This window comes from Camelimonas sp. ID_303_24 (genome assembly GCF_053543495.1).
The window spans coordinates 46,413-70,884 of sequence record NZ_JBLLJM010000002.1 but is presented as its reverse complement, the minus strand read 5'-3'; the positions used below and the strand labels follow the sequence as shown (position 1 = coordinate 70,884).

Below are 24,472 nucleotides of genomic sequence, written 5' to 3'. Positions count from 1 at the left end.
AAAATAAAAAACCACACTTCGATAATTATTAAATACAATACTGGGGGGTCATTATAAAAGTGATGACCATCATGAACGCCATTGTCAGAAAAATTAACGTGCCAGAGTCAATGATTGACTATGGGTATCTTGAACATGATCTTGGGTACGTATTGCGTCGCGCGCAATTGTGGGTTTTCCAGGACCTGATCCGCACCATGGCGCCGGTTGATTTGCGCCCGGCCCAATTTTCGGTGCTGGTGATCATTCACCACAATCCTGGTCTGTCCCAGATTTCCCTCGCCAGCGCCCTGGGCATCGAGCGCGCGCGCCTGGTGCGGCTGCTCGACCAGCTGGAGGATCGCAAGCTGGTCGAACGACGCCCCGCCGCGAGCGACCGGCGCTCGCACGCCATGCACCTGACCTTCGAAGGCGAGCGCACGCTGGCCAGCGCCTGTGAACTCGCCGCAACGCACCGCAAGGCGTGCCTTGAGGAGTTCGGCGGACAGAACAATTACACGACCCTTGTGCGCCTCCTCGCCAAATTCGGCGCGCCGCAATAACAGGCGGCGCTGGCCGAAAGCGCCTGAGAAAGTGGAGGGCGCCTTCTCCAGAAGCTGGCGTCGGGCCCACCCGTTCCGGCGCCTGAGCCGATGCCCTGGAGCGTCATGTCACAACACGCCGGCCGGCGGAGTTTTGCGACATGACGCGATCCGGGACATTTTGCGTCGCCAGACGTGATCCGCACTGTGAGACGGCAGAGCCGTGATCCGCGCTGCGGCGCGGTGAAACAATGTCCGGCCGATATGGACCTGGAGCTGCTCCAGTTCCCCTGCCTTGCGCGAATTCTGATCGGCCAGACGGCTCCGTCTGGCCGGGAAACGCCTTATCGGCTTCCGCCACTCCGGCTACCGCCGCTCCTTTCCGCCCGCTCGCGGCGCATGCGGTCGCGCTCCTCAAGCGCCCGACGCTCTTCAGCATTCCGCCCGTAATAAGGCCGGCCGATATAGCCGCCTGAAGGCCCGGCGCGTCCGGAACCGGGGCCGCAACCGCTTGTATCGCAGACGAACTGGGCCAGATGCGTTTCTGGCGCGGCGCCAGGCGCCGGCGTTCCCAACACCCCTCCCCATGGCGCTGCAACGGCGGGCGACGCCAGCGTCAGCGCCAGAACGCCAAGGCCCATGCGGCTTCCGGCAAACCAGCCAGACAACAGTTCTTGTGCGGACATCATCATGCTTCTCCCGGAAGGCCGGCTCCCGTCATGGCCAAATTGGACGGGCGGCGTTGCGTGACCGCCTGCGCCGCCACGCAGACGCCGCCATGCCTCATTACATATCGACGCAAGATCGATTCGAAATCGAGCAGGATTTGGGTGCGCGGGAATTTGCAGCGGCCCCGCGCCCACTGGTCTGGACGCCGCCATTGCGTTCGCATTGGACAATCACCATTTTATGGTGACGCGGGGCCGGCCCGCGAAGCGCGATGCTTGCGAAACCTCATGCCGGCCCACAAAAGGAAGGAATATGCGCAACTTTGACAACCATGATGCCGATGCCTCCGCTCGAGGCGCGCCCCGGCGAAACGATGACGCCGGGGGCGTGATACTTGAAGGCGAGATTGTCGGCGACAGTGTCCATGTTGCGCCACCGGAGCCTGAACCGGTTTGGGGGACAAACGCTGCGGGTCTGGGCCGGAAGCTGCTGATCACCATGGCGATCATCGCAGCGCTGGTGATTCTGGTGCCGTTGATGCTGCTTTTCATCGCGGTGGCGCTCGTTGCGGCGCTGGTGGGCCGGCTGGTGCTCGGCCGCCAGGTAACCGTCGCCCGTTGGGTGCGCCCCTGGGGCGTCCGCAGCTAGCCGCCCCCGCAGCGCGCCGGTCAGCCATTTCGCGCGGAAACATGCGTTCGGGAGCCGGAGCCCCCCGGCTACGTGCGGCGGGGCCTCCCCGAACACGCCGTCGCGGCAGTTCCACCCGCTCCCGCGTCCCATCTTCCCTGGCAGTTCATTCCCGATCACTTCCCAGGCTTGCTGGCTCAGCGCGCCTCCGGCGGTCTGTTCCAGGAAGATGGCTTCAGGCAATTGCTGGGGCAAACAGACCGGACATGCCAGCCGAATCGTGTGCGAAACCGCCGCGTCGGCATATGCCTCATACTTCCTGGCGTCGTAGCTTTACCCATCGCGCCGCAACCGCTTCAGGACCCGGACATGACCACACCCAAATCCGCCGTCAGCGACGCTGGCAGTCATGCTGTGGGCGCCGCCACCGCCTCGCCCGACAATCCTGGCGCGCTGCTGCAGCCCTGGACAACGCCTCACGGGGTTCCGCCATTCGGCGCCTTCGCACCCGCCGACTTCAGCCCCGCGTTCGCGGCGGCGCTGACGGAGCACAAGGCCGAAATCGCTGCCATAGCCGGCGATCCGGAGCCCGCGAACTTCGATAACGTCATCGCCGCCATGGAGCGCGCGGGCGCGAAGCTGACGCGTGTGTCGAACCTGTTCTTCAATCTGTCCAGCGCCGACACGTCGCCGGAGATTCAGGCGATCGAGCGCGAGATGGCTCCGGTGCTGGCGCGCCATTATAACGCCATCGCCCTTGACCCCGCCCTGTTCGCCCGTGTTCTCGCCGTGCCGGAAGCCGGCCTGACGCCGGAGCAGGCGCGCCTGCTGGAGCGCGAAAAGACCGGCTTCCGCCGCGCCGGCGCCGGTCTGCCGCCGGAAACCATGGCGCGCCTCTCCGATATCGCCGCCCGGCTGGCCACCCTCGGCGCCAGCTTCGCCCAGAATGTGCTGGCGGATGAAAGCGCCTGGGAAATGGCGCTGGACGAGGCTGATCTCGCTGGTTTGCCGGACGATCTGCGCAACGCCGCCGCCCAGGCGGCCAATGAGCGTGGCCAGCCGGGCCGTTACGTCATCACCCTGTCCCGCTCCCTGCTGGAGCCTTTTTTGCAATTTTCGACCCGGCGCGACCTGCGCGAGCGCGCGTTTCGCGCCTTCGCCGCGCGGGGCGCCAATGGCGACGCCCACGACAACCGGGCGATCATTGCCGAGACCATGGCGCTGCGGGCCGAGAAGGCCCGGCTGCTTGGCTATGACAGTTTCGCCGCCTTCCGTCTCGACGACTCAATGGCCAAAACGCCGGACGCGGTGGCCAAGCTGTTGCAGTCCGTGTGGAAGCCGGCGCGCGCCCGCGCCCTGGCCGATCAGCAGGGGTTGCAGGAGCTGTTCATCGCCGATGGCCACAATGGCGAACTGGAGCCGTGGGACTGGCGCCACTACGCCGCCCGTCGCCGCCAGAGCGAGTCGGATTTCGACGAAACCCGGCTCAAGCCCTATCTCCAGCTCGACCGGATGATCGCGGCGGCCTTTGACGTGGCGCGGCGCCTGTTTGGCCTGACCTTCCGAGAGCGGGCCGACCTGCCCCGGTGGCGCGATGACGTGCGCGCCTTTGAGGTGACGGATCGCAACGACCGGCTGGTCGCCGTCTTCTACGGCGACTATTTCAACCGCCCGTCCAAGCGCAGCGGCGCCTGGATGAGTTCGTTCCGCAGCCAGCAGAATCTTGACGGCGAGGTGCGGCCGGTCGTGGTCAACGTGATGAATTTCGCACGGCCGGCGGACGGACAGCCCGCCCTGCTGTCCTTCGACGACGCCCGCACCCTGTTCCACGAATTCGGCCACGCCCTGCACGGCATGCTCTCGAACGTCACCTATCCTTCCCTTGCGGGAACCAGCGTGGCGCGCGATTTCGTCGAATTCCCGTCGCAGCTTTACGAGCACTGGCTGGAACAGCCCGAAGTGTTGCAGGCCTTCGCCACCCACTGGCGCACGGTCGAGCCGATGCCGGAGCCGATGCTGCGCCGCCTGCTCGATGGCCGCAATGAAGGCCAGGGTTTCGCGACCGTGGAATACGCCGCCTCGGCGCTGGTTGACCTGCGCCTGCATCAGCAGACGGATTTCGAAGGCTTCGATATCGACGCCTTTGAGCGCGCGACGCTGGACGACATCGGCATGCCGCGCGCCATCATCATGCGCCACCGGCCGGGGCATTTCCTGCATGTGTTCGCCGGCGACGGCTATTCCTCGGCCTATTACAGCTATCTCTGGTCCGAAGTGCTGGATGCCGACGGCTTCGCCGCCTTCCGCGACAGCGGCGACATCTTCAATCCGGAGCTGGCGCGGCGTCTGCGTGATTTCGTTTACGCCGCCGGCAATTTGCGTGATCCGCGCGAAGCCTGGCTGGGCTTTCGCGGCCGTGAGGCCGATCCGCAGGCGCTGCTGGCCAAGCGCGGGCTGGACCAGGCAGCCTGAAAGCACGCCCCATCAAACAGAAAACGCGGCGCCCAAAGCGCCGCGTTTTCTGTTATGGGCAGAGATTGCCTTCACGCAACCGGCTCAAATGCCGGCCAAACGGCCTGCCAGGCGCGAAGCCGCTCAGGCGGACTGCGCGCCGCGCCAGGGCTTCAGGTCGCCCTTGCGCTGAACCTCTTCCTCGCTGGCGTTGGCGTCGCCCTCGTTGCGCGGCGCGTGGGCGGCGGCGCCGCGAATGAGGCGGGCGTTATTGATGCGGCGCAGCAGGCGCGGCTCCTTCTCGGCGGCGATGCGCACGGCCATGACCATCTGGCCGTCCTCATCCATCCGCCGGTCCAGCACTTCCGCCTCCTCATGCAGCCAGCTGATGTCAGCGCCCCGCGCCGGATCGAGGGTGACGCGATAAACCGCCCGACGGCCAGCCATGCGATCCTCGATGGCCGCCAGCAGACGCTCGACGCCCTCGCCGGTTTCGCCGGAGACCAGCACGGGGCGCTCGCCGTCCGGCTGGTTCGCCGCCAGGGTTTCGAGGCGCAGACGCTCGTCCGGCGACAGCAGGTCTGCCTTGTTCCACACCTCGATGATGCGCGACGTCTCCTGAGCGCCAACGCCAAGCTCGGCCATGATGGCGATGACGTCGGCGGCCTGGGCGGCGCTGTCCTCATGGGAAATGTCGCGCACGTGCAGAATGATGTCAGCCTCGATCACATCCTCCAGCGTGGCGCGGAACGCCGCCACCAGCATGGTTGGCAGTTCGGAAATGAAGCCGACCGTATCGGAGAGGATTGCCCGGGCGCCGCGCGGCAGCTCAACCAGGCGCGCCGTCGGGTCCAGGGTGGCGAACAGCATGTCCTCGGCCATCACCTGGGCGCGGGTCAGCCGGTTGAACAGGGTCGATTTCCCGGCATTGGTGTAGCCGACAAGGGCAACGGTCGGCCAGGGCGCCCGCTTGCGGTTCTGCCGGTGCAACCCGCGGGTGCGGCGCACCTGGTCGAGATCGCGCTGGATGCGCGCCATGCGGTCGCGAATCTGCCGGCGGTCAGCCTCGATCTGGGTTTCGCCAGGACCGCCGAGGAAGCCGAAGCCGCCGCGCTGCCGCTCAAGGTGAGTCCATGACCGCACCAGGCGGCTGCGCTGGTATTCCAGATGCGCCAGCTCAACCTGCAGCGCGCCTTCGCGCGTATGCGCCCGCCGGCCGAAAATCTCCAGAATCAGGCCGGTGCGGTCGATGACCTTGCAGCGCAGCTCACGCTCCAGATTGCGTTGCTGCACGGGCGACAGGGCGCAATCCATCACCACCAGGCTTATGTGCTCATCGGCGATGATCTGCGCCAGTTCGGCAATCTTGCCCTTGCCAAACCAGGTGGCGGGCCGCACCTCCGACACGGTGGCGATCATCGACTTCACGATCGTCAGATCGATCGCAGCCGCCAGTCCCACAGCTTCCTCAAGGCGCGCCGCGTTCTCGCGCAGCACCACGCCAGCGACCGCGCCGCCCGGCTGGCCTTGCGCTGCGGAAGCCCGCGCCAGTCGGGCCCGGTCACTCTGATAAGGGCCGATCACGAGGGTCCGCGCCTGGGCGGCGATGATTTTTTCCGCCTCGAACGCCTTGGCGTCGGGGCCTTTCGTCAGCTCGGTCGTGGCTGAACTCCCTGATTTGAGCGGTTCCTGGTTCCCGCGCCCCTTCGCCGCAACAGACGCGGCCGTCGGGACGCAACATGGGAACCCTTTGGGGAAGCCTTGCTTCCTTGCCATCAGATGGGGGCTGCAAAGGCGAATGTAAACGCCGTCGCATCACCCTGAAATGACAATGCGACAGAAAATGTGACGGCGCGCGCCAGCTGCCAGCGCCCCGCTATTCCGCCATCCCCCATGGCGGCGCCCTGGAGGCCAGCGCTGGGGCAGTGCGCCGACGGCGCGCCATGTCGGGTTCCGGACTGCGCGCCTTACGCGAACACGTCGCGCTGGCTCCATATCTGGATCAACGCAATGTGGGGATCAGCGCAATGATGCGGGCGCGCGGAAGGGTACGGCCAATAGCGGCCGCCGCCGGGGGCGAGGCAGCGGGGCGAAGTTCTCCGGATTATTTCCGGGTGAAGGCCATTCCAGAAAGAACGCCATTCAGGAGCGCAAAGCCTGGCGCATTGACGCCGGGATATCCGGCCACTCCCCAAAGCGGCGCCAACATCACCACGCCCAAGTCACCCCAAGTCACGCCGCGTCCAGCACGTCATGTCCTGCACATAATGACCAGCCGCGCCACGTCCATGCATCACCCCGCCCTGGCCACAGAGCCCCCGTCATCCGGACCGGACGTAGCGCCCGACCGAAAACGCGAAGCCCTTGGAGCATGAAGCGCCTGGAGCACGGAGCCTATGGAGCGCGAAGCCCATGGAGGGCAAAACCCGCGGCGCCGGCGCCAGTTCGCCCCGGCCGGCCAAATCGTCAGGCGCGACAGATGTCAGGCCTTGTCGGCCTCATCCGCGGGTTCAAACAATTGCACGGGATGGCCCGGCATGATGGTCGAAATGGCGTGCTTGTAGACAAGCTGGGAATGACCGTCCCGGCGCAACAGGACGCAGAAGTTGTCGAACCACGTCACAACACCTTGCAGTTTCACGCCATTGACCAGAAAGATGGTCAGCGGAATTTTGCTCTTGCGTACGTGATTAAGAAAAGTGTCCTGGAGGTTCTGCGCGCGATCGCCCGCCATTGTTCTACCTCGTGAGTGCGTCGCAACCGGCCATGCAACGGACTACAGCTTATTGTTGCCCCGCAGATCAGCTTGCGGAGGAGGCTCGACCGGTTTCCGTATTACAAGGCAGAACGCCTTGAATTGCAAGGGTTATGCAGGGATTATGGGAGAATTATGCGAGAATAACGCCGCCTGTCCCGCGCCATTTTACGATCATGCGGAGATCTCGGCGACGTCATGCAGCCGCCGGCGCAGCTCAAGCGTCAGCGCGCCGGGCCTGCCGTCGCCAACCGGCTCATCGTCGATGCGGATCACCGGCGCCACCAGCGTCGTCGCGGCTGTGACAAAGGCTTCGCGCGCAGCCAGCGCTTCCACACGAGTGAACGGGCGCTCCTCCACGGCCAGCCCCATCTCCTGCGCCAGGCGCAGCAGCGTACCCCGGGTCACCCCGCGCAGGATGCCGCCGTCCGCCGGGCGGGTTACCAGCGCGCCGGCCTGGGTGATGATCCAGGCGTTGCTGGAACCGCCTTCGGTGATGAAGCCGTCGCGATCCGTCAGCCACGCTTCGCGGGCGCCCCGGACGCGGGCCGCTTCCTTGGCCAGAACATTGGGCAGCAGGCCGGTGGTCTTGATGTCAACGCGGCCCCAGCGGATGTCTGGCGCGGTGATCACCGCCATGCCCTGGACGGCGCGCGCCTCAGCCGCGGCGCGGTCAATGCTGCGGGCGGTGACAATCAGCGTCGGCTTCGCCGGCGGATCCGGGAACAGGAAATCGCGCGGCGCGGCCCCCCGCGAGACCTGGACATACACCATGCCGTCGCGCACGCGGTTGCGGCGCGCCGTCTCGCGCATCACCACGGTCAGCGCCCGGCGCCCCATCGGCGCGGCCATCGCCAGTTCACACAACGAGCGGTCAAGCCGTTCGAGGTGCGCGGTGAGGTCGACCAGCGCCCCGCCAAACACCTCACACACCTCATAGACGCTGTCCGCGAACAGCACGGCGCGATCATCAATCGAGACGGCCGCCTGCGGACGCGGGCGGAAACGTCCGTTAACCCACGCGACCCGGCTCAAGATCCAATGCCCAGCGACTTGAGCTTCCGGTGCAGGGCCGAGCGCTCCATGCCAATGAACTCGGCCGTGCGGGAGATATTGCCGGAGAAGCGGTTGATCTGGGCCGTGAGGTATTCCCGCTCGAAGATTTCGCGCGCTTCGCGCAGCGCCAGCCCCATCAGCTTTTCACCGCCCGCGCCATTGGGCGTGCTCGGCACCAGCGAGCCGATTTCCGCCGGCAGCATCGAGGCGTCCACTTCCGTTCCGGCGTCGCCGCCGGCCAGGATCATCAGACGCTCCACATTGTTGCGCAGCTGGCGCACGTTGCCTGGCCAGTCGTGCGACTGCAGCACCGCCATGGCGTCTTCGGCGATCACCCGCTTCGGCAGACCCGTGGTGACAGAGATCTGCTCCATGAAGAAGCCGATCAGCTCCGGCACGTCCTCGCGCCGTTCGGACAGGGCCGGCACGCGGATCGGCACCACGCCAAGCCGGTGGTAGAGATCCTCCCGCAGGCGGCCGGCGGCAATTTCCGCATTCAGATCGCGGCTGGACGAGGAGATGATCCGCACATCGACATTGACCCGGGTGGAGCCGCCAACGCGCTGGAAGTTCTGGTCCACCAGAACCCTCAGGATGCGCCCCTGCGTCTCCATCGGCATGTCGGCGATCTCGTCGAAATACAGCGTGCCGCCATGCGCCTCCTCGAGGGCGCCGACGCGGCGCCCGCGCCCGTCCTGCCCCTCGACGCCGAACAGTTCGCTCTCCATGTTCTCCGGCGTGATCGTGGCGGAATTCACCACCACGAACGGCCCGGAGGCGCGGCCGGAAAGCTGGTGCAGGGTGCGGGCCGCCAGCTCCTTGCCCACCCCAGGCGCGCCGAGAATCATCACCCGGGCATTGGTGGGCGCGACGCGCTCGACGACCTGTCGCAAATGATTCACCGGCGCGGACTTGCCAACGATCCGGCTGGCCTGCACCGAATGGGAGCGCAGCTCCTTCACCTCACGCTTCAGCCGCGAGGCTTCCAGCGCCCGGTCGGCGACGAGGATCAGGCGATCCGCCTTGAACGGCTTCTCGATGAAATCATAGGCGCCGCGCTTGATGGCGGTGACGGCGGTTTCGATATTGCCGTGGCCAGAGATCATCACCACCGGCAATTCAGGGTGCTGCTCCTTGATGATGTCGAGCAGTTGCAGGCCATCAAGGCGGCTGCCCTGAATCCAGATATCCAGAAACACCAGCGAGGGACGGCGCGCCTCAAGCAGCGCCAGCGCCTCATCGGAATTCGCCGCCGTGCGGCAACGATAGCCTTCGTCCTCCAGAAGGCCCGCCACCAGATCGCGGATATCGCCTTCATCGTCTACGACGAGAATGTCGGCGCTCATATTGTCTGGCTCCCTGTTTGTGCTTTCTCACTGGCGCGTGCGCCGGCCCCCTCAAGCGGGAACCACAACCGCACGCGGGCGCCGTGGCCGCCTTCGGCGACCGCGGGTGCGTCGAGCAACTCAAGCCCGCCGCCATGCTCCTCAAAGATCTTCAGGACGATCGGCAGGCCAAGGCCCGTGCCGCCCTCGCGCGACGTCTGGTAAGGCTCGAGCAGCCGGCTACGGTGCTCACGGGGAAAGCCCACGCCATTGTCCGTGACGTCGATCACGATCTTGCCTCCCTCCTCGCGCAGGGAGATCTCCACCTTGCCGGCCGCCCGGTCATCCGGATCAGCCATGCCCTTGATGCCTTCCGTGGCGTTCTTGACGATATTCTGCACCGCCTGCGAGACCAGCCGCCGATCATAGCGCACCCTGAGCGCCCCGGCCGGCATGTCCTCGACAAATTTGATGTCCGGATTGCCCACCCGCATGAGGAACACGACCTCGCGGATGGTCGAGGCAATATCATCCTCATCAATCGTCGGAGCCGGCATGCGGGCGAATGAAGAGAACTCGTCGACCATCTGCTTGAGGTCATCGACCTGACGGATGATCGTCGCCGTGCACTGGTCGAAGACCTCGCGATCGGTCACGATCACCTTGCCATATTTCCGGCGAATCCGCTCGGCCGAAAGCTGGATCGGCGTCAGCGGGTTCTTGATTTCGTGGGCGATGCGCCGCGCCACGTCCGCCCAGGCGGACGTGCGCTGGGCATTGACCAGATCGGTGATGTCATCAAGCGTCACCACAACGCCGCCGCTGCTGACATCGCCCTGCTCGGAAGTGACGCGCACGTTCAGCATGCGCTCGCGCTGGTCGCGGTCAATGGCGATCTGGCGCTGGACCAGCCTGCGGCCCTCGCCCACCTCCTGCAACAGTCCGCTCACCTCGGGCAGAACCTGGCGGATCGGCTGGCCAACCAGTTCACCGGCGCCGGCCCGCAGCAACGCCTCCGCCGAGGGGTTGACGATGGTGATGACGCCGGCGGCGTCGACGCCGACCACGCCGGGCGACACGCCCGCCAGCACCGCCTCCATGAAACGGCGGCGGCGGTCCATCACCTCGGTGGCGGAAACCAGCCCATCGTGCTGACGACGCAACTGCCCGGTCATCTTGTTGAAGGTTTCGCCAAGGTGCCCAAGATCGTCGCCAGACTTCTGCGCCGGCACCTGGACGTAATAGTTGCCGCTCGCCACCTGGTCGGCGGCGTGGATCAGCCGGCGCACCGGCGTCACCAGCCGGTTGGCGAAGCTCATGCCGAACCACAGCGCCGACAGCAGCACGATCAGCGCCACCAGCGCGAACATCGAGGCGAAAGCGATCTGGATGCCGAGCTTCTTCTCTTCAAGCACCTGGTAATAGGCGACGCCCGCCTCGGCCATGGGCAAAAAGGCGACGGCCTTGGGGTCGACGGTGCGGGCGACGAACAGAACCATGCCGTTCAGTTCCGGCACTTTCTGAACCGCGCCGAACACATTGCGGTTGCCAGGGATCAGGCAGGTGGCGTCGCTGTCGGTGGCGTTCTGCAGATCCTCGCGCGTCGGCAAGGGAACATTGAGAATCTGGCCGCTGTCGAAGCGCTCCACCACCGAGCCGTCCACAGTCATCAGGATGGTGATCGGGAAACCGAGAAAAGCCGAGCGTGATTGCAGAAAGTCGTGAAACAGCTTCCGGTCGGCGTCGTAGAGCACCCGGGCCCGGTTCAGGTCGCCAGCCATCAGATTGGCTTCGCGCACCACGGTCCGGCACTGGGCGTCGCGATACTCCTTGGCGATCTCCACCGTATTGGACATCAGCGCCTTGATCGAGCTGATGAACCAGGGGTCGAGCCCACGCTCCAGGGTGATCGAGGCCACCACGGCCACGAGAATCACCGGAACGGCCGCGACGAAACAGAACAGGCTGACGATGTGGACATGCAGCCCGGCGCCCGCCGCGCCGCGCCGCCGGGCCCGCCACAGGCTGACGGTCTGGGCCAGCACGACAACCAGCAGCGCCACCACGAGCGCCGCATTGACGCCCAGCATCCACGCCACCACCACATGGGTGGGCAGGATCGGCGTCATGCCGGCCAGAACAAGGAAGGTGGAAAAGGCGCAGGTCAGCGCACAGACAACGAGGATGACGCCAAGCACGCCGGAAACGCGCTGCCCCGGCTCAGATCCGCGCGAGGCAGTCTGCCGCGCGCCCGCGGCGATGTCCGTATGCGCCGTATTGTCGATGCTCAAGCACGCCCCTTCAGCAACACCCACGCGACGACCTGGACAGGCATGGCAACCTGGACAGGCATGGCGATCTGGACAGGCGCGACAGCCACTCCCCAGCCTTGCGCCGGAAAACACGACAGACAGACAGACCGCCGCGCCGCCGATGCGGCCGGCGGAATCAGTGTGTCGGCACAATCATCACAGTGTTGTTGAAATACGACATTCTGGAGGCAGCGGGAACATCCGTCCCGCCCTCTGACAACGGGTTGACCATTTTGCCGCCAGCCACCCCTTCCCCGGCGGCGGCGCCAGCCCTAGCGCACCCGCGCAGAGCGAACCAGTTGCAGGTCCAGATCACGGATCTTCTTGCGCAGGGTATTGCGATTGAGGCCCAGCAATTCGGCGGCTTTGATCTGGTTGCCGCGCGTGGCGGAGAGCGCCGCGCCGATCAGTGGTCCTTCGACTTCGCGCAGGATGCGGTGATAGAGGCCAGGCGGCGGCAATCCATCACGGAACCCCGAGAAATAATTGACCAGGTGCTGCTCCACCGAGGCCGACAGATTGTCCCCGCCAACGGTGGCGACAATGGCGGGGGCCGACATGACCGGCGCCTGCTGGTGCTGCGGGGCCGGAGCGCCTGCCGTGGCCGCTGGCGTCGGCTCAAGCTCCGCCTGGATGATCGGCGCGGTGATGATGTCCTGTGGATACAGCGCCGCCAGGCGCCGCACCAGGTTTTCAAGTTCGCGCACGTTGCCGGGCCAGCGGTAGCGCTTCAGCCGGTCCATGGCTTCGGCGTCGATCTGCTTGCGCGGCAGCCCTTCCTTCTCCACCAGCGAGAAGAAGTGCCGCATCAGGTCCGGAATGTCCTCAAGACGCTCGCGCAGCGGCGGCAGGCGCAGGGGCACCACGTTCAGGCGGAAATACAGGTCCTCGCGGAAATGGCCGGACTGGATTGAGCCGCGCAGATCCTTGTTGGTGGCGGCGACGATGCGGACATTGGCGCGGATCGGCGTGCGGCCGCCGACAGTGGTGTATTCGCCCTGCTGCAGCACCCTGAGCAGGCGGGTCTGCGCCTCCATTGGCATGTCGCCAATCTCGTCGAGGAACAGCGTGCCGCCCTCGGCCTGCTCGAAGCGGCCGGCGCTGCGCTGGGCGGCGCCGGTGAAGGCGCCTTTCTCGTGACCGAACAGTTCGGCCTCGATCAGGTCGCGCGGGATCGCCGCCATGTTGACGGCGACGAACGGGCCGCCCTTGCGCTTGCCGTAGTCGTGGAGCGCCCGCGCCACCAATTCCTTGCCGGTGCCGGATTCGCCGGTGATCATCACGGTGAGGTCGGTGGCCATCAGCCGCGCCAGCACGCGGTAGATTTCCTGCATGGCGGCGGAGCGGCCGATCAGCGGAATGTCGTCGCCATCCTGGTTCTGGGTCGCCAGGCCCTGGCCGCGCGGCCGCGAAATGGCCCGGCCGACAATGGCGACAAGCTCTTTCAGGTCGAAAGGCTTCGGCAGATATTCATAGGCGCCGCGCTCGGAGGCGCGCACCGCCGTCATGAAGGTGTTCTGGGCGCTCATGACGATGATCGGCATGTCCGGCCGCAGCTTCTTGATGCGCGGCAGCACGTCTAGGGCGTTCTCGTCCGGCATCACCACGTCGGTGATGATGAGATCGCCGTCGCCCTGCTCCACCCAGCGCCACAGGGTCGAGGCCTGGCCGGTGGCGCGCACCTCGTAGCCCGCCCGCGTCAGCGCCTGGTTCAGCACGGTCCTGATTGCGGCGTCGTCGTCAGCGAGCAGGATTTGTCCGCGAGCCATGGGTTCAAGCCTCCGTCCCCCGGCCGTCATGGGCCGAGTACATGGGCATCAGGACACGAAACACGGTCCTGTGCGCCACCGATTCACATTCAACGACGCCTCCATGGTCGCCGATGATCCTCGCCACCAATGCAAGACCCAGGCCACTTCCCTGCATCTTGGTGGTGACAAAGGGATCAAACAGGTCTGGCAGCATGTCGGGCGGCACGCCCGGACCATTGTCGGTGACGCAGAATTCCAGCGGCAGGCTGGTTTTCTGCCGTGATCCCGGCGTCTGGATGTGAATGCCGGCGCGGAAGGCCGTGGTCAGGTTGATCTCGCCGTCCTGCGCGTCCCGGCCAATGGCCTCGGCGGCGTTCTTGACCAGGTTGAGGAACACCTGAATCAGCTGGTCCCGGTTGGCGTAGACGGGCGGCAGCGACGGATCGTAGTGGCAGTTGATGCGGATGTGGCGGGCAAACCCGCTCAGCGCCAGCTTGCGCACATGGTCGAGCACGCCGTGAATATTGACCGGCTCACGGCTGGCCGGGTGCTCGTCGCTGAAAAACTCCATGCGCTCGACCAGCTTGACGATGCGATCAGCCTCGTCGCAGATCAGGCGGGTCAGCTCCTGGTCCTCTTCGCTTGCCGACTGTTCGAGAAGTTGCGCCGCGCCGCGAATGCCAGAAAGCGGGTTCTTGATTTCATGCGCCAGCATTGATCCCAGCACGCTCATCGAGCGCCCTGCGCTGCGCGTGGTCAATTGCCTGTCCAATTTTTCGGCAATTGTCCGCTCCTGAAGCACAATGATGATATTTTCATCATTGTCCGGCATCGGCGCTGCGAAAATATCGCTCACCCGCACCCGGGGCGACCAGGGCCGCTCAATGGCCACGCCATAGCTGTTAACGCTGGTCTTGCGCTGGCGCGCATCCTCGACAATCGCCAGAACTGGCGAGCCGAATGGAAACACCTGGTTCAGCGTGCGGCGTTGCAGCACGGCGCGACTCTGCTCGAAGAAATCCTCCGCAGCCACATTGACATACAGCACGCGGTTGCCCGGACCGACGGTCATGATCGGCGCCGGCATGACGTTGAGAATGTCCCCCGCGTCGGGAACCGCGCCTGCGTCTGGCGTCTTCGTGGAAACTGCGCCCGTGTCAGGCGCCTGCCTGGAAATTGCGCCTGCGTCAGGTGCCTGCCTGGAATCCGGGATGCTGGCGACGCCTGACGGTTTGCTCATGCTGCGAAGTCCTGACGGGCCGGCGCCTGGGGAGCGGTGTTTCGGGAGGAACGATCCGGAATGGCCATCAGCATGCGCAGCACCTCGTGCGGCTGGCGCGCCGCGGTCAGGGCGGCGCGCAGTTCGGCGGGGGCGCCGGCGTACCCGGCGAAAGCGGCCAGATGCTTGCGGGCGTGACGCACGCCCACGTCAACGCCATAGAGGCCAATCATGCACTCATAGTGCTCGCACATGGCGGCGACCTGCTGCGCATGGTCCGGCGCCTGGTGGGTCGCGCCGGTGAGGCTGGCGGCGATCTCACCCACCAGCCACGGCCGCCCCAGGGCGGCGCGACCAACCATCACCGCATCCGCTCCGGACTGCTCCAGCGCCACGCGCGCATCGTCAGCCGTGGCGATGTCGCCATTGACGATGAGCGGCAGGGCGATCGCCTCGCGCACCGCCCGGATCGCGCGCCAATCGGCGCTGCCCTTGTAGAATTGCTGGCGGGTGCGTCCGTGCACCGTCACCATGGCGACGCCGGCCGCCGCCGCCCGTCGCGCCAGTTCGGGCGCGTTGCGCGTCGCATCGTCCCAGCCAAGGCGCATTTTCAAGGTCACCGGAACCGTCACCGCCGCGACGGTCGCCTCCACCAGCGTCAACGCGTGATCCAGATCGCGCATCAGCGCCGAGCCGGACTGGCCGCCGGTGACGCTCCGCGCCGGGCAGCCCATATTGATGTCGATGACATGGGCCCCGGCCGCCTCGGCGACGCGGGCGCCCTCGCCCATCCAGTGCGCCTCGCACCCGGCGAGTTGCACCACATGCACATCGACGCCAGCACCTTCGGCGCGGGTGGACGCCTCCGCGTCGCCATGGGCGAACGACCGGCAGGCCACCATTTCGGAGACCACGAGGGACGCGCCAAAGCGCCCGGCAAGCCGCCGGAAGCCGACGTCCGTCACGCCGGACATGGGCGCCAGCGCCGCGCCGCCCCCGGCCCGCAGTTTGTCAATGGCGTGAAAACCACGCCTCGCCTGGTCGTTCATGATCCATGTCTTTTACCGGCGCGCCGCCTCCAGCGCCAGAGCCGGCTTTCGGCAATCCGTCATGGCTGCCGCAGCCGGGAGACTGACGACAGATCGTGACCGAAACGGGACCTGAACGGGTCGTGGACGGCGGCATGAACAGGCGGCATGGCAAGGCGCCGTGGACAGGCGCAGTGGCCAGGTCTTGCCGCAGTCATTCCGGCCGCCTTGCGGTAAGTCGCGCCTCTCCCGTCCGCGCCGGCCGGCGCCGCGCCATTTCCCCTGAGCCGCAAGATGCACTAAAGGGGCGCCTGAGGTTGGAGCCATTCATGACAGGTCAACACGCAGCGCCGCCCCAGCGGGAGCGCAACGAGACGTCCACGGGCGCGGATCAGGGCGCCACGGACGCCATCATCGTCGCCGCCGGGCGCGGCGAGCGGGCTGGCGCCGGCGCGCCCAAGCAATATCGGGATCTGGACGGCGAGCCGGTATTGTTGCGCAGCCTGCGCGGTTTTCTCACGCTGCCGGACATCCGTCGCGTTGTCGTTGTCGTGCGGGCGGAAGATCGCGGCCTGTTTGACGCCGCAGTGGCTGGCCTCGGCGCGGAATACGCCGGCCGGTTGATGTCGGTGGATGGCGGCGCCACCCGTCAGGCCTCCGTACGCCACGGTCTTGAAGCGCTCGCCTCCATGGCCGCGCCGCCGGCCCTGGTGCTGATTCACGACGCCGCCCGGCCCTGGGCCAGCGCCGACCTGATCCTGCGCGCCATCGCCGCCGCCAGAACCCATGGCGCCGCCGTGCCGGGGCTCGCCGTGTCGGACACCATCAAGGCGGTCGACGCCAGCGGCCTGGTCACCGCCACCCTGCCGCGCCCGACCCTGCGCGCCATCCAGACGCCGCAGGCTTTCCGCTTCGCCGCCATTGTCGACGCCCACCGGCGCGCAACCAGCGAGCCGGCGGAATTCACCGACGACGCGGCGATCGCCGAGTGGGCCGGGTTGCCGGTGCACGTGTTCGCCGGTGAGGCCGCCAACAGCAAGCTCACGCATCCGCATGATTTCCCCCCGCAGCATTCCAGAACGCGAGATTTCGGGGCCCATAACCCTGGCGCACGGGATTCCCGGCCAGCGCATAATCAGGCCCCGGCCGCCAGCCTGATCAGCCGCACCGGCATCGGCTATGACGTGCACGCCTTTGTGCCCGGCGATCACATCTGGCTCGGCGGCGTGCGCATCGCCAGTGATCTTGCCGTCACGGCCCATTCCGACGGCGACGTGGCGCTGCACGCCCTCACCGACGCCCTGCTGGGAACCATCGGCGACGGCGACATCGGAACCCACTTCCCCCCCAGCGACCCGCAATGGGCCGGCGCGTCGTCGGACCGCTTCCTCGCCCACGCGGTGCAACTGGTGCGGGCGCGCGGCGGCGTGATCGACCACCTCGATGTCGTGATCATCTGCGAGCACCCGAAGATCGGCCCGCATCGCGGCGCCATCCGCGCGCGGATTGCAGAAATTGTCGGGGTCAGCGAAACTGCCGTTTCGATCAAGGCGACCACCTCCGAGCGGCTGGGCTTCACCGGCCGCCGCGAGGGCATCGCCGCCCAGGCCGTCGCCAGCGTCCGGTTGCCGGGCTGAAGGCGCCATTCATGCGACGCCGGAGCGTCGCTCCAGCCACGTGATCACATCAACGGGAAGCGCTCATGGTCATCTCGCCGGACATTGAACGGCAGGCTGAAGATTTGCTGGCCTTCTACCGCCGCTACCGGCTGACGCTCGCCACGGTCGAATCCTGCACCGGCGGCCTGGTCGCCGCCGCCCTCACCGGCATACCGGGCGCGTCAGACGTCATCGATCGCGGCTACGTCACCTATTCCAACCGCGCCAAGCACGAAATGGTTGGCGTGCCGAAGGAATTGCTGGAGCGCTTTGGCGCCGTCAGTGAACAGGCGGCCCGGGCCATGGCTGTCGGCGCCCTGTCGCGCTGCCCCGCCAACGTCACCGTCGCCATCACCGGCATCGCCGGCCCTGGCGGCGGCAGTGAGGAAAAGCCCGTCGGCCTGGTGCATTTCGCCGCCGCCCGCGAAGGCCGCGAAACCCTGCATGTGGAGCGCCGGTTTGGCGAGATTGGCCGCGAGGCCATCCGCGCAGAGTCGGTGTTGCAGGCATTCGAGCTTCTGCGTCAGATGGCCGAGGGCTGATCGCCCCGCACGCAAGCCCCCGTCGTCGCGGATCGTCCAGCGACTGGAAGGTTCAGCGCCCGCAATCTCCAGCGCTCATGGGCGCGCGGATCATCCGCGCGCGCCACCCGACGGCCCGTCGCGGCAGATGGCGACGAACCGCCCTGCAGATACCCCTTGCAATGACAACTCCTGGCCATCGCAGGCCCGCTTGCGCTGGGCGTCGCGGTACTGGTCATCGCAGCGCGATCGGGAAACCCCAGGTCCGGCAGACGCCGCCATGCCAGGCGGGCGCAGTTCCCGCGGCGGGCCCACGCCCTCAGTGGGCGTCCACCTGCACCCCGGCGTCCGGCTTGCTGATGAACGGCGTCAGGAAGATCAGCGCGACAAACAGGAAACTCAGCAGGTAAAACACGTCGGCGAAGGCCATCACCGTCGCCTCGCGCCGCACCAGTTGCGCCAGTTGCTTCAGGGCCGCCATTTCCGCGTCAGACCCCCGCGCCGCCATCGCGCCCGTCAGGGCGGAAAGCCGCTCCAGCGCCACGTCGCGCGACCAGGTCACCTGCTCGGCCAGACGCTGCAGATGCAGGTCCATGCGGTTGTTCAGCATGGTGTTGATCAGCGCCAGGCCCACGGCGCCGCCGAGATTGCGGGTCAGGTTGAACAGGCCGGAAGCGTTCTTCACCTCATCGGGCGGCAAGGTGCCGAGGGCGATGTTATTCACCGGCACCATGCAGGCCATGATGCCCACGCCGCGCAGGATCTGCGGAATGAACAGCTCCCAGAAATCCCAGTCGGCGGTGATGCCCGTCACCATCCAGGTGCCCAGCGCGAATGCGCCAAAGCCAATGCCGATCAGCACGCGCTGGTCCATGACCGCCGACAGCCTGCCAATGAACGGCGCCGAGAGGAACATCGCCGCGCCGGTGACGAACATGGTTTCGCCGATCTGCAACGGCGAGTAACCGCGGATGCGGGCCAGATAGATGGGGTAAAGATAGGTCAGTCCGTACAGGCCGATGCCCATGACGAAGCTGAACAGCGACCCGGCCGCGAAATTGCGGTTGCCGAAGGCGCGCAGATTGACGACGGGCTCGTCCACCGTGAGCGCTCGCCAGAAAAACAGCCCCGAGGCGACGATGGCGACGACAGTAAAGATGACGATATATTCGTCGGAATACCAGTCCTTTAGCGGGCCTTCCTCAAGCACAAATTCAAGACTTCCGAGGAACAGGGCCATGGTGATGAGCCCCATCCAGTCGAACCGGCGCAACAGCGGGAAATCCGGCTTGTCGAAGTCGATCAGCGTGAACGACAGGATGGTCACCGCCACGCCGGGCACAATATTGACCAGAAACAGCCAGTGCCAGGAAAAGATGTCAGTGAGGTAGCCGCCAATCGTGGGGCCGATGGTCGGCGCCATCGTCGCGACAAGACCGATGATCGGCGAAACGATCGGCCGCTTTTCCGGCGGGAACACCGTGAACGCCGCCGCGAACACGGTGGGAATCATGCCGCCTCCCACGAACCCCTGCAGGGCGCGGTAGACGATCATCTGCTCGATCGACGTGGCCGTGGCGCACATCAGGCTCATGAACGTGAAGCCGGCGGCGGAAATGGTGAAGAGAATGCGCGTCGACAACGCCCGCGACAGGAAGCCTGACAGCGGAATCATGATCACTTCGGCGATCAGGTAGCTGGTCTGGACCCAGGGGATCTGGTCAGAGCTGGCGCTCAGGCCAGCCTGGATCTGCGGCAGCGACGCGGAGACGATCTGGATGTCCAGAATCGCCATGAACATGCCGAAGACCATCGCGATGAAAGCGATGAACCGGCGTTTGTCGAGTGGCTGCGCCGCCGGCGTCGCCGGAGCGGCTCCAGCGACCCCGGATGCGGTGGCGGCGGCTGTCATGACCGTAGTCCTCTGACCGTCTGACCCAAGGCTGCCCATGGTCATGCCGGCATATCGTCTTCGCGCCGCGGCGCTGTCTCAAACGCCCCGGAACGCGCGCCGCTCCGGAGCGCCAGATGCCCGGCCGGCTCCCAACCGGGTCACTGCGCCTTCGCCTGGGCTTTTGGCCCGGTGCGGGCGTCCACGGTGGCGATCACCGAGAGACCAGGACGCAACACGTGCTCCGCGGCCTCCTGCCGGTCGATGGACAGGCGCACCGGCATGCGTTGCACGATCTTGGTGAAGTTGCCGGTGGCGTTGTCTGGCGGCAACAGGCTGAAAAGCGCGCCGCTAGCGGGCGACAGGCTCTCCACCGTCGCGGTGAAATGCCGGTCCGGGTAGGCGTCGACGACGATTTCCACTTTCTGGCCGGGCTTCAGCCTGGAAATCTGCGTCTCCTTGAAATTCGCGTCGATATAGACCTCATCCAGCGGCACCAGCGCCGCGAGACGCTGGCCGGGCTGGACATACTGGCCGGTCTGCACCGCCTTGTTGCCAACCACGCCGTTGATGGGCGAGCGCACCTCGGTGAAGGACAGGTCGCGTTCAGCCTTGCCGGTCGCGGTGCGATATTCGTTCAGCACAGCCTCAGCCTCGCCCTTCTGGGCGATCAGCACGGCGACGTTGGCCCTGGCTGATTCCAGCGCCGCCTTCGCCGCCATCAGCGCGCTGTCGGCCCGGGCCCGGTCAGCCCGCGCCAGCTCGAGCTTTTGCTGGCTGGCGAAATCACGTTGGGCCAGCTTGTTCTGGCGCTCCAGTTCGGCGCGCGTGCGAATGACGTCGGCCTCGGCGGCCGGAATTTGCGCCTCGGCCTGGGCGACGACGGCGCGGGCGGCGTCGATCTGGTGCGCAATGCGCTCCAGCGCCGCCAACTGGGTCTTTTCCTTGCCGCGCGCCGCATCAAGCGCCAGACGGTAGTCGCCAGCGTCGATGCGGGCGATGACGTCGCCCACCTTCACGTCCTGGTTATTGTCGACCAGAACCTCGGTCACATAGCCGGAAACCTTGGCGGCCAGCAGGGTGATGTCGGCGCGCACATATGCGTCGTCGGTCGAGACCATGAACCGGCCGGCGGTCCACCACCAGGCGCCCGCCCAGACGACCCCGCCGGCGATCACAACGCCAAGGGCGCCCAGAATGACCTTCTTGCGGCTCCGGCGCGGTTGGGTCGTAACGTGATCAGTTGTCCCGGTTACGGGCACACCGTCCTGGCGCTGGCCTGCCGGGGCGCCGCCGCCCATACCGCCTGCATCATCCTGCCTGCTCATCAAAACATCTCCAGGCGCGCTTTCGTTGTCCGGCGCCTTGTCCCGACAGAGAACAGTTGATTATTTTGACCGAACCGTTCAGTCAATGGATGAAACGGATAACATTCCCGAACCCACAACGGTTCCCGGGGGCCGCCGAACTTCCACAAGGACATGCCGCCCGGCGCATTGAGGTATGCAAAGAATGACTTCGCCTGCATCCAGGCATGCATTGCAGGAAACCCAGACCCGCACTGACAACGCAGCGGGCGCGGTGACAACGCAATTGCCGCCCGACAGCAAGCGCGACCAGATCCTGGCCGGCGCACGCCAGGTCTTCCGCTCCCAGGGGTTTGACGCCGCCAGCATGGACGGAGTGGCGCGGGCGGCTGGCGTGTCGAAGGGCACGCTTTATGTCTATTTCACCAGCAAGGAAGGGCTGTTCGCCGATCTGGTGCGGGCCGACCTCCAGGCGGCTGCGGAACAGCAGGCCATTCTGGACCGTAACGATCCCGATGTGCGGGCGGTGATGCACGCCTACGGCGTCAGCTTTGTCCGCCGCATGCTGGAGCCTGAACACATCGCCATGGTGCGGATGGTGATCGCCGCGTCGATCAAGCTGCCGGCCCTCGGCCGGATTTTCTACGAAGCCGGCCCCGAGCACGGCATCAATCATCTGTCCGGCTATCTCACCGAATGCACGGCGCGGGGACAACTCGACATCACCGACGCCCCCCTCGCCGCGGCGCAGTTTTATGAACTGTGTCAGGGCTTCATCGTCAAACCGCTGTTCTTTGGCGCCCCATCGGACACCTCCGAGGCCGCCATCCAGCGAACCGTCGCCTCAGCGCTCGACATGTTCATGGGTCATTACAGCCCCAGGGGCTGATGGGCGCCATGTCCCCCAGCGCCAGTGGGCTGGGCCACGGCCTGCCCTGTCCGCATCACGCGTCCCTGGCGCCGCCTCCGGCGCCGAACAGGATCTTCTGCGCCGCCGGATCGTTGGCCAGATTGATCTTGTCGCGGTCTTCGGCGCGCACCGCCAGGCCGCGCTGCACACCTGGCCGGGCCTCCATTCGCTTCAGCCATTTCTGCACGTGGGGAAACGCTGCGATATCCTGCCCCTGCCGCTCCCACATGCGGGCCCAGCCATAGGTCGCCATGTCGGCGATGGAATAGACATCGGCCAGCCATTCCCGCCCCGCCAGCCGCCGGTCCATCACCCCGTACAGGCGGGCGACTTCATTGGTGTAGCGCTCCAGGGCGTAAGGCAGCTTTTCCGGCGCGTAGATACGGAAATGATGCGCCTGCCCGGCCATGGGGCCGAGCCCCGCCACCTGCCAGAACAGCCACTCGTCGACAGCGACGCGCTGACGCTCGTCCACGGGATAAAACTGGCCGGTCTTGCGGCCGAGATATTGCAGGATGGCGCCGGATTCGAAGACAGAGATCGGCGCGCCGCCCGGCCCGTCCGGGTCGATGATCGCCGGCATGCGGTTGTTGGGGGAAATGGCCAGAAACTCCGGCCGGAACTGCTCGCCCTTGGCGATGTTCACGGGCCGGACCACATAGGGAAGCCCACATTCCTCCAGCATGATCGAAATCTTCCAGCCATTGGGCGTTGGCCAGTAAAACAGTTCGATCGGCCCGGTCGGGGCTTCCGCCATCAATCAACCTCCCGCAACCCGCACGCCGCCAGCGACTGGCGGTGCGCGCCTGCCTGCCCGCGAAGCCTGACAGTTTCCATTGTTATTCTGCTGTCGCGGGCCCGCTGGCTACTTGCGCCAGCATAGTCAGATCGCCGCTCCGAAAGCAATTGCAGCGGGAAGTGAAGGTCACAGGGACCTGTGGCGGGCGAGATCCTGCGATCCCACCCGCCGGGGCGTGAACAACTCAGAGGCCGAGCTTGGCCTTCACCAGATCGTTGACCGCCTGCGGATTGGCCTTGCCGCCAGTCGCCTTCATCACCTGGCCCACGAACCAGCCGGCCAGCGTCGGCTTTTCCTTTGCCTGGGCGACCTTCTCGGGGTTGGCGGCGATGATCTCGTCGACGGCCTTCTCGATGGCCCCCGTATCGGTCACCTGCTTCATGCCGCGCGCTTCAACGATGGCGCGCGGATCGCCGCCCTGCTCTTCGATCATGATCGCCAGAACGTCCTTGGCGATCTTGCCGGAAATAACGCCTTCGCCGATCAGATCGACAATGCCCGCCACCTGTTCCGGCGTGATGAAAGTCTGCGACACCGCCTTGCTGACCGAATTGGCGAAAGCGGAAATGTCGCCCATGATCCAGTTGGCCACGGCCTTGGCGTCGCGCTTTGCGCCGCCCACGCCCAGCGCCGCCTCGAAGTAGTCGGCGGTGTCCTTGTCCGCCACCAGCAGACCGGCGTCATAGGCCGGCAGGCCAAGCGCGTTGATGAATCGCGCCTTCTTCTCATCCGGCAGTTCCGGCAAATGGGCGGCGAGCCCATCGACGAACGCCTGGTCGAATTCCAGCGGCAGCAGGTCCGGGTCGGGGAAATACCGGTAATCGTGCGCCTCTTCCTTGGAGCGCATCGAGCGGGTTTCGCCCTTGCCTGGATCGAACAGGCGGGTTTCCTGGTCAATCACGCCGCCGTCTTCAATGATGCCGATCTGGCGACGGGCTTCATATTCAATGGCCTGGCCGATGAAGCGGATGGAATTGACGTTCTTGATCTCGCAGCGCGTGCCGAGACCTTCGCCAGGACGGCGCACCGAGACATTGACGTCGGCGCGCAGCGAGCCCTTCTCCATGTCGCCGTCACAGGTGCCAAGATAGCGCAGGATCGAGCGCAGCTTGGTCACATAGGCCTTGGCCTCTTCCGAGGTGCGCAGGTCCGGTTTCGAGACGATCTCCATCAGGGCGACGCCCGAACGGTTGAGATCAACGAAGCTCATGGTCGGGTGCTGGTCATGCAGCGACTTGCCGGCGTCCTGCTCCAGATGCAGACGCTCGATGCCCACCGCGACCTGGGCGCCGTTCTCAAGGTCGATCGTCAGCACGCCCTCGCCGACGATCGGATCCTTGAACTGGCTGATCTGGTAGCCCTGGGGCAGGTCCGGATAGAAATAGTTCTTGCGGTCGAACACCGAGCGCAGGTTGATCTGCGCCTTCAGGCCAAGGCCGGTGCGCACGGCCTGGCGCACGCACTCGGCGTTGATGACGGGCAGCATGCCTGGCATCGCTGCATCCACCAGCGATACGTGGTCATTGGGATCGCCGCCAAATTCCGTCGAGGCGCCGGAGAACAGCTTGGCGTTGGAGGACACCTGGGCGTGCACCTCCATGCCGATCACCACTTCCCAGTCGCCGGTGGCGCCCTTGATCAGTTTTGGCATGCGCACGGGAGCATTCATCAG

Annotated in this window: 19 protein-coding genes; 6 read left to right on the top strand and 13 right to left on the bottom strand. The window is 66.0% G+C overall.

Annotated features, from left to right (window positions below):
- The first annotated feature begins 98 nt into the window (after window positions 1-98).
- Window positions 99-542 carry a MarR family winged helix-turn-helix transcriptional regulator gene (locus ACERNI_RS00905; RefSeq protein ID WP_448831395.1) on the top strand — a complete coding sequence of 148 codons (444 nt, stop codon included), beginning with the start codon at window positions 99-101 and terminating at the stop codon, window positions 540-542.
- A gap of 933 nt (window positions 543-1,475) precedes the next feature.
- On the opposite strand, the gene ACERNI_RS00900 is transcribed toward ACERNI_RS00905, so the two are convergent.
- Entirely contained in the window at window positions 1,476-1,616 is a 141-nt protein-coding gene (locus tag ACERNI_RS00900; RefSeq protein ID WP_448831394.1) for a hypothetical protein, read from the bottom strand.
- A gap of 72 nt (window positions 1,617-1,688) precedes the next feature.
- Here ACERNI_RS00900 and ACERNI_RS00895 point away from each other — a divergent pair, with 72 nt between their 5' ends.
- Both ACERNI_RS00895 and ACERNI_RS00890 read left to right on the top strand, forming a co-directional pair.
- The gene (locus ACERNI_RS00895; RefSeq protein ID WP_448831393.1) at window positions 1,689-1,838 is read left to right on the top strand and encodes a hypothetical protein; all 150 of its coding nucleotides are present in this window, start codon (window positions 1,689-1,691) and stop codon (window positions 1,836-1,838) included.
- 348 nt (window positions 1,839-2,186) lie between these two features.
- Window positions 2,187-4,289 (top strand): M3 family metallopeptidase, encoded by a 2,103-nt coding sequence (locus tag ACERNI_RS00890; RefSeq protein WP_448831392.1) that lies wholly within the window; start codon window positions 2,187-2,189, stop codon window positions 4,287-4,289.
- 123 nt (window positions 4,290-4,412) lie between these two features.
- Here ACERNI_RS00890 and hflX read toward each other — a convergent pair whose 3' ends face one another.
- The 8 genes from hflX to dusB all read right to left on the bottom strand — a co-directional run bounded on the left by hflX (window position 4,413) and on the right by dusB (window position 15,660).
- Window positions 4,413-5,852, bottom strand: coding sequence for a GTPase HflX (hflX, locus tag ACERNI_RS00885; RefSeq protein ID WP_448831391.1), 1,440 nt, complete (start codon window positions 5,850-5,852; stop codon window positions 4,413-4,415).
- An 898-nt stretch (window positions 5,853-6,750) separates the two neighbouring features.
- Window positions 6,751-7,002, bottom strand: coding sequence for an RNA chaperone Hfq (hfq, locus tag ACERNI_RS00880; RefSeq protein ID WP_448831390.1), 252 nt, complete (start codon window positions 7,000-7,002; stop codon window positions 6,751-6,753).
- A 195-nt stretch (window positions 7,003-7,197) separates the two neighbouring features.
- The gene (locus ACERNI_RS00875) at window positions 7,198-8,058 is read right to left on the bottom strand and encodes a D-amino-acid transaminase (protein ID WP_448831389.1); all 861 of its coding nucleotides are present in this window, start codon (window positions 8,056-8,058) and stop codon (window positions 7,198-7,200) included.
- Window positions 8,055-9,425, bottom strand: a complete 1,371-nt coding sequence (gene ntrX / locus ACERNI_RS00870) for a nitrogen assimilation response regulator NtrX (protein ID WP_448831388.1) — start codon at window positions 9,423-9,425, stop codon at window positions 8,055-8,057. The genes ACERNI_RS00875 and ntrX overlap by 4 nt, the downstream gene beginning before the upstream one ends.
- Complete coding sequence (locus ACERNI_RS00865; RefSeq protein ID WP_448831387.1) at window positions 9,422-11,695, bottom strand: ATP-binding protein; 2,274 nt, start codon at window positions 11,693-11,695, stop codon at window positions 9,422-9,424. Before ACERNI_RS00865 ends, ntrX begins: the two co-directional genes overlap by 4 nt.
- A gap of 293 nt (window positions 11,696-11,988) precedes the next feature.
- Complete coding sequence (gene ntrC / locus ACERNI_RS00860) at window positions 11,989-13,485, bottom strand: nitrogen regulation protein NR(I) (protein ID WP_448831386.1); 1,497 nt, start codon at window positions 13,483-13,485, stop codon at window positions 11,989-11,991.
- Window positions 13,486-13,489: 4 nt separating this feature from the next.
- Window positions 13,490-14,554, bottom strand: coding sequence for a two-component system sensor histidine kinase NtrB (locus ACERNI_RS00855; RefSeq protein WP_448831787.1), 1,065 nt, complete (start codon window positions 14,552-14,554; stop codon window positions 13,490-13,492).
- A 149-nt stretch (window positions 14,555-14,703) separates the two neighbouring features.
- The gene (dusB, locus tag ACERNI_RS00850) at window positions 14,704-15,660 is read right to left on the bottom strand and encodes a tRNA dihydrouridine synthase DusB (protein WP_448831786.1); all 957 of its coding nucleotides are present in this window, start codon (window positions 15,658-15,660) and stop codon (window positions 14,704-14,706) included.
- Window positions 15,661-16,043: 383 nt separating this feature from the next.
- Between dusB and ACERNI_RS00845 the strand changes: the two genes are divergently transcribed.
- Together ACERNI_RS00845 and ACERNI_RS00840 are read left to right on the top strand one after the other, a co-directional pair.
- Window positions 16,044-17,351, top strand: a complete 1,308-nt coding sequence (locus tag ACERNI_RS00845) for a bifunctional 2-C-methyl-D-erythritol 4-phosphate cytidylyltransferase/2-C-methyl-D-erythritol 2,4-cyclodiphosphate synthase (protein ID WP_448831385.1) — start codon at window positions 16,044-16,046, stop codon at window positions 17,349-17,351.
- Between the two features lie 65 nt (window positions 17,352-17,416).
- Window positions 17,417-17,914, top strand: a complete 498-nt coding sequence (locus ACERNI_RS00840) for a CinA family protein (protein WP_448831384.1) — start codon at window positions 17,417-17,419, stop codon at window positions 17,912-17,914.
- Between the two features lie 298 nt (window positions 17,915-18,212).
- On the opposite strand, the gene ACERNI_RS00835 is transcribed toward ACERNI_RS00840, so the two are convergent.
- A complete protein-coding gene (locus tag ACERNI_RS00835; protein ID WP_448831383.1) occupies window positions 18,213-19,805 on the bottom strand; it encodes a DHA2 family efflux MFS transporter permease subunit in 1,593 nt (530 codons plus the stop codon).
- A gap of 140 nt (window positions 19,806-19,945) precedes the next feature.
- Complete coding sequence (locus ACERNI_RS00830; protein WP_448831382.1) at window positions 19,946-21,112, bottom strand: HlyD family secretion protein; 1,167 nt, start codon at window positions 21,110-21,112, stop codon at window positions 19,946-19,948.
- A 184-nt stretch (window positions 21,113-21,296) separates the two neighbouring features.
- Between ACERNI_RS00830 and ACERNI_RS00825 the strand changes: the two genes are divergently transcribed.
- On the top strand, window positions 21,297-21,980 hold the full coding sequence (locus ACERNI_RS00825; protein WP_448831381.1) for a TetR/AcrR family transcriptional regulator: 684 nt from the start codon (window positions 21,297-21,299) through the stop codon (window positions 21,978-21,980).
- Between the two features lie 55 nt (window positions 21,981-22,035).
- On the opposite strand, the gene ACERNI_RS00820 is transcribed toward ACERNI_RS00825, so the two are convergent.
- Complete coding sequence (locus tag ACERNI_RS00820; RefSeq protein ID WP_448831380.1) at window positions 22,036-22,758, bottom strand: glutathione S-transferase N-terminal domain-containing protein; 723 nt, start codon at window positions 22,756-22,758, stop codon at window positions 22,036-22,038.
- Window positions 22,759-22,984: 226 nt separating this feature from the next.
- Window positions 22,985-24,469, bottom strand: coding sequence for an Asp-tRNA(Asn)/Glu-tRNA(Gln) amidotransferase subunit GatB (gene gatB / locus ACERNI_RS00815; protein WP_448831379.1), 1,485 nt, complete (start codon window positions 24,467-24,469; stop codon window positions 22,985-22,987).
- Window positions 24,470-24,472: the final 3 nt, after the last annotated feature.

Excerpts from the sequence above, each read along its gene's own strand:
- ACERNI_RS00855 (WP_448831787.1), bottom strand. The coding sequence starts at position 14,554 with ATGCCGGCGCCGATCATGACCGTCGGTCCGGGCAACCGCGTGCTGTAT.
- ntrX (WP_448831388.1), bottom strand. The coding sequence starts at position 9,425 with ATGAGCGCCGACATTCTCGTCGTAGACGATGAAGGCGATATCCGCGAT.
- hfq (WP_448831390.1), bottom strand. The coding sequence starts at position 7,002 with ATGGCGGGCGATCGCGCGCAGAACCTCCAGGACACTTTTCTTAATCAC.
- ACERNI_RS00820 (WP_448831380.1), bottom strand. The coding sequence starts at position 22,758 with ATGGCGGAAGCCCCGACCGGGCCGATCGAACTGTTTTACTGGCCAACG.
- gatB (WP_448831379.1), bottom strand. The coding sequence starts at position 24,469 with ATGAATGCTCCCGTGCGCATGCCAAAACTGATCAAGGGCGCCACCGGC.
- ACERNI_RS00890 (WP_448831392.1), top strand. The coding sequence starts at position 2,187 with ATGACCACACCCAAATCCGCCGTCAGCGACGCTGGCAGTCATGCTGTG.
- ACERNI_RS00830 (WP_448831382.1), bottom strand. The coding sequence starts at position 21,112 with ATGAGCAGGCAGGATGATGCAGGCGGTATGGGCGGCGGCGCCCCGGCA.
- ACERNI_RS00900 (WP_448831394.1), bottom strand. The coding sequence starts at position 1,616 with ATGGACACTGTCGCCGACAATCTCGCCTTCAAGTATCACGCCCCCGGC.
- dusB (WP_448831786.1), bottom strand. The coding sequence starts at position 15,660 with ATGTCCGGCGTGACGGACGTCGGCTTCCGGCGGCTTGCCGGGCGCTTT.
- ACERNI_RS00845 (WP_448831385.1), top strand. The coding sequence starts at position 16,044 with ATGACAGGTCAACACGCAGCGCCGCCCCAGCGGGAGCGCAACGAGACG.
- ACERNI_RS00895 (WP_448831393.1), top strand. The coding sequence starts at position 1,689 with ATGGCGATCATCGCAGCGCTGGTGATTCTGGTGCCGTTGATGCTGCTT.
- ACERNI_RS00835 (WP_448831383.1), bottom strand. The coding sequence starts at position 19,805 with ATGACAGCCGCCGCCACCGCATCCGGGGTCGCTGGAGCCGCTCCGGCG.
- ACERNI_RS00840 (WP_448831384.1), top strand. The coding sequence starts at position 17,417 with ATGGTCATCTCGCCGGACATTGAACGGCAGGCTGAAGATTTGCTGGCC.
- ACERNI_RS00825 (WP_448831381.1), top strand. The coding sequence starts at position 21,297 with ATGACTTCGCCTGCATCCAGGCATGCATTGCAGGAAACCCAGACCCGC.
- ntrC (WP_448831386.1), bottom strand. The coding sequence starts at position 13,485 with ATGGCTCGCGGACAAATCCTGCTCGCTGACGACGACGCCGCAATCAGG.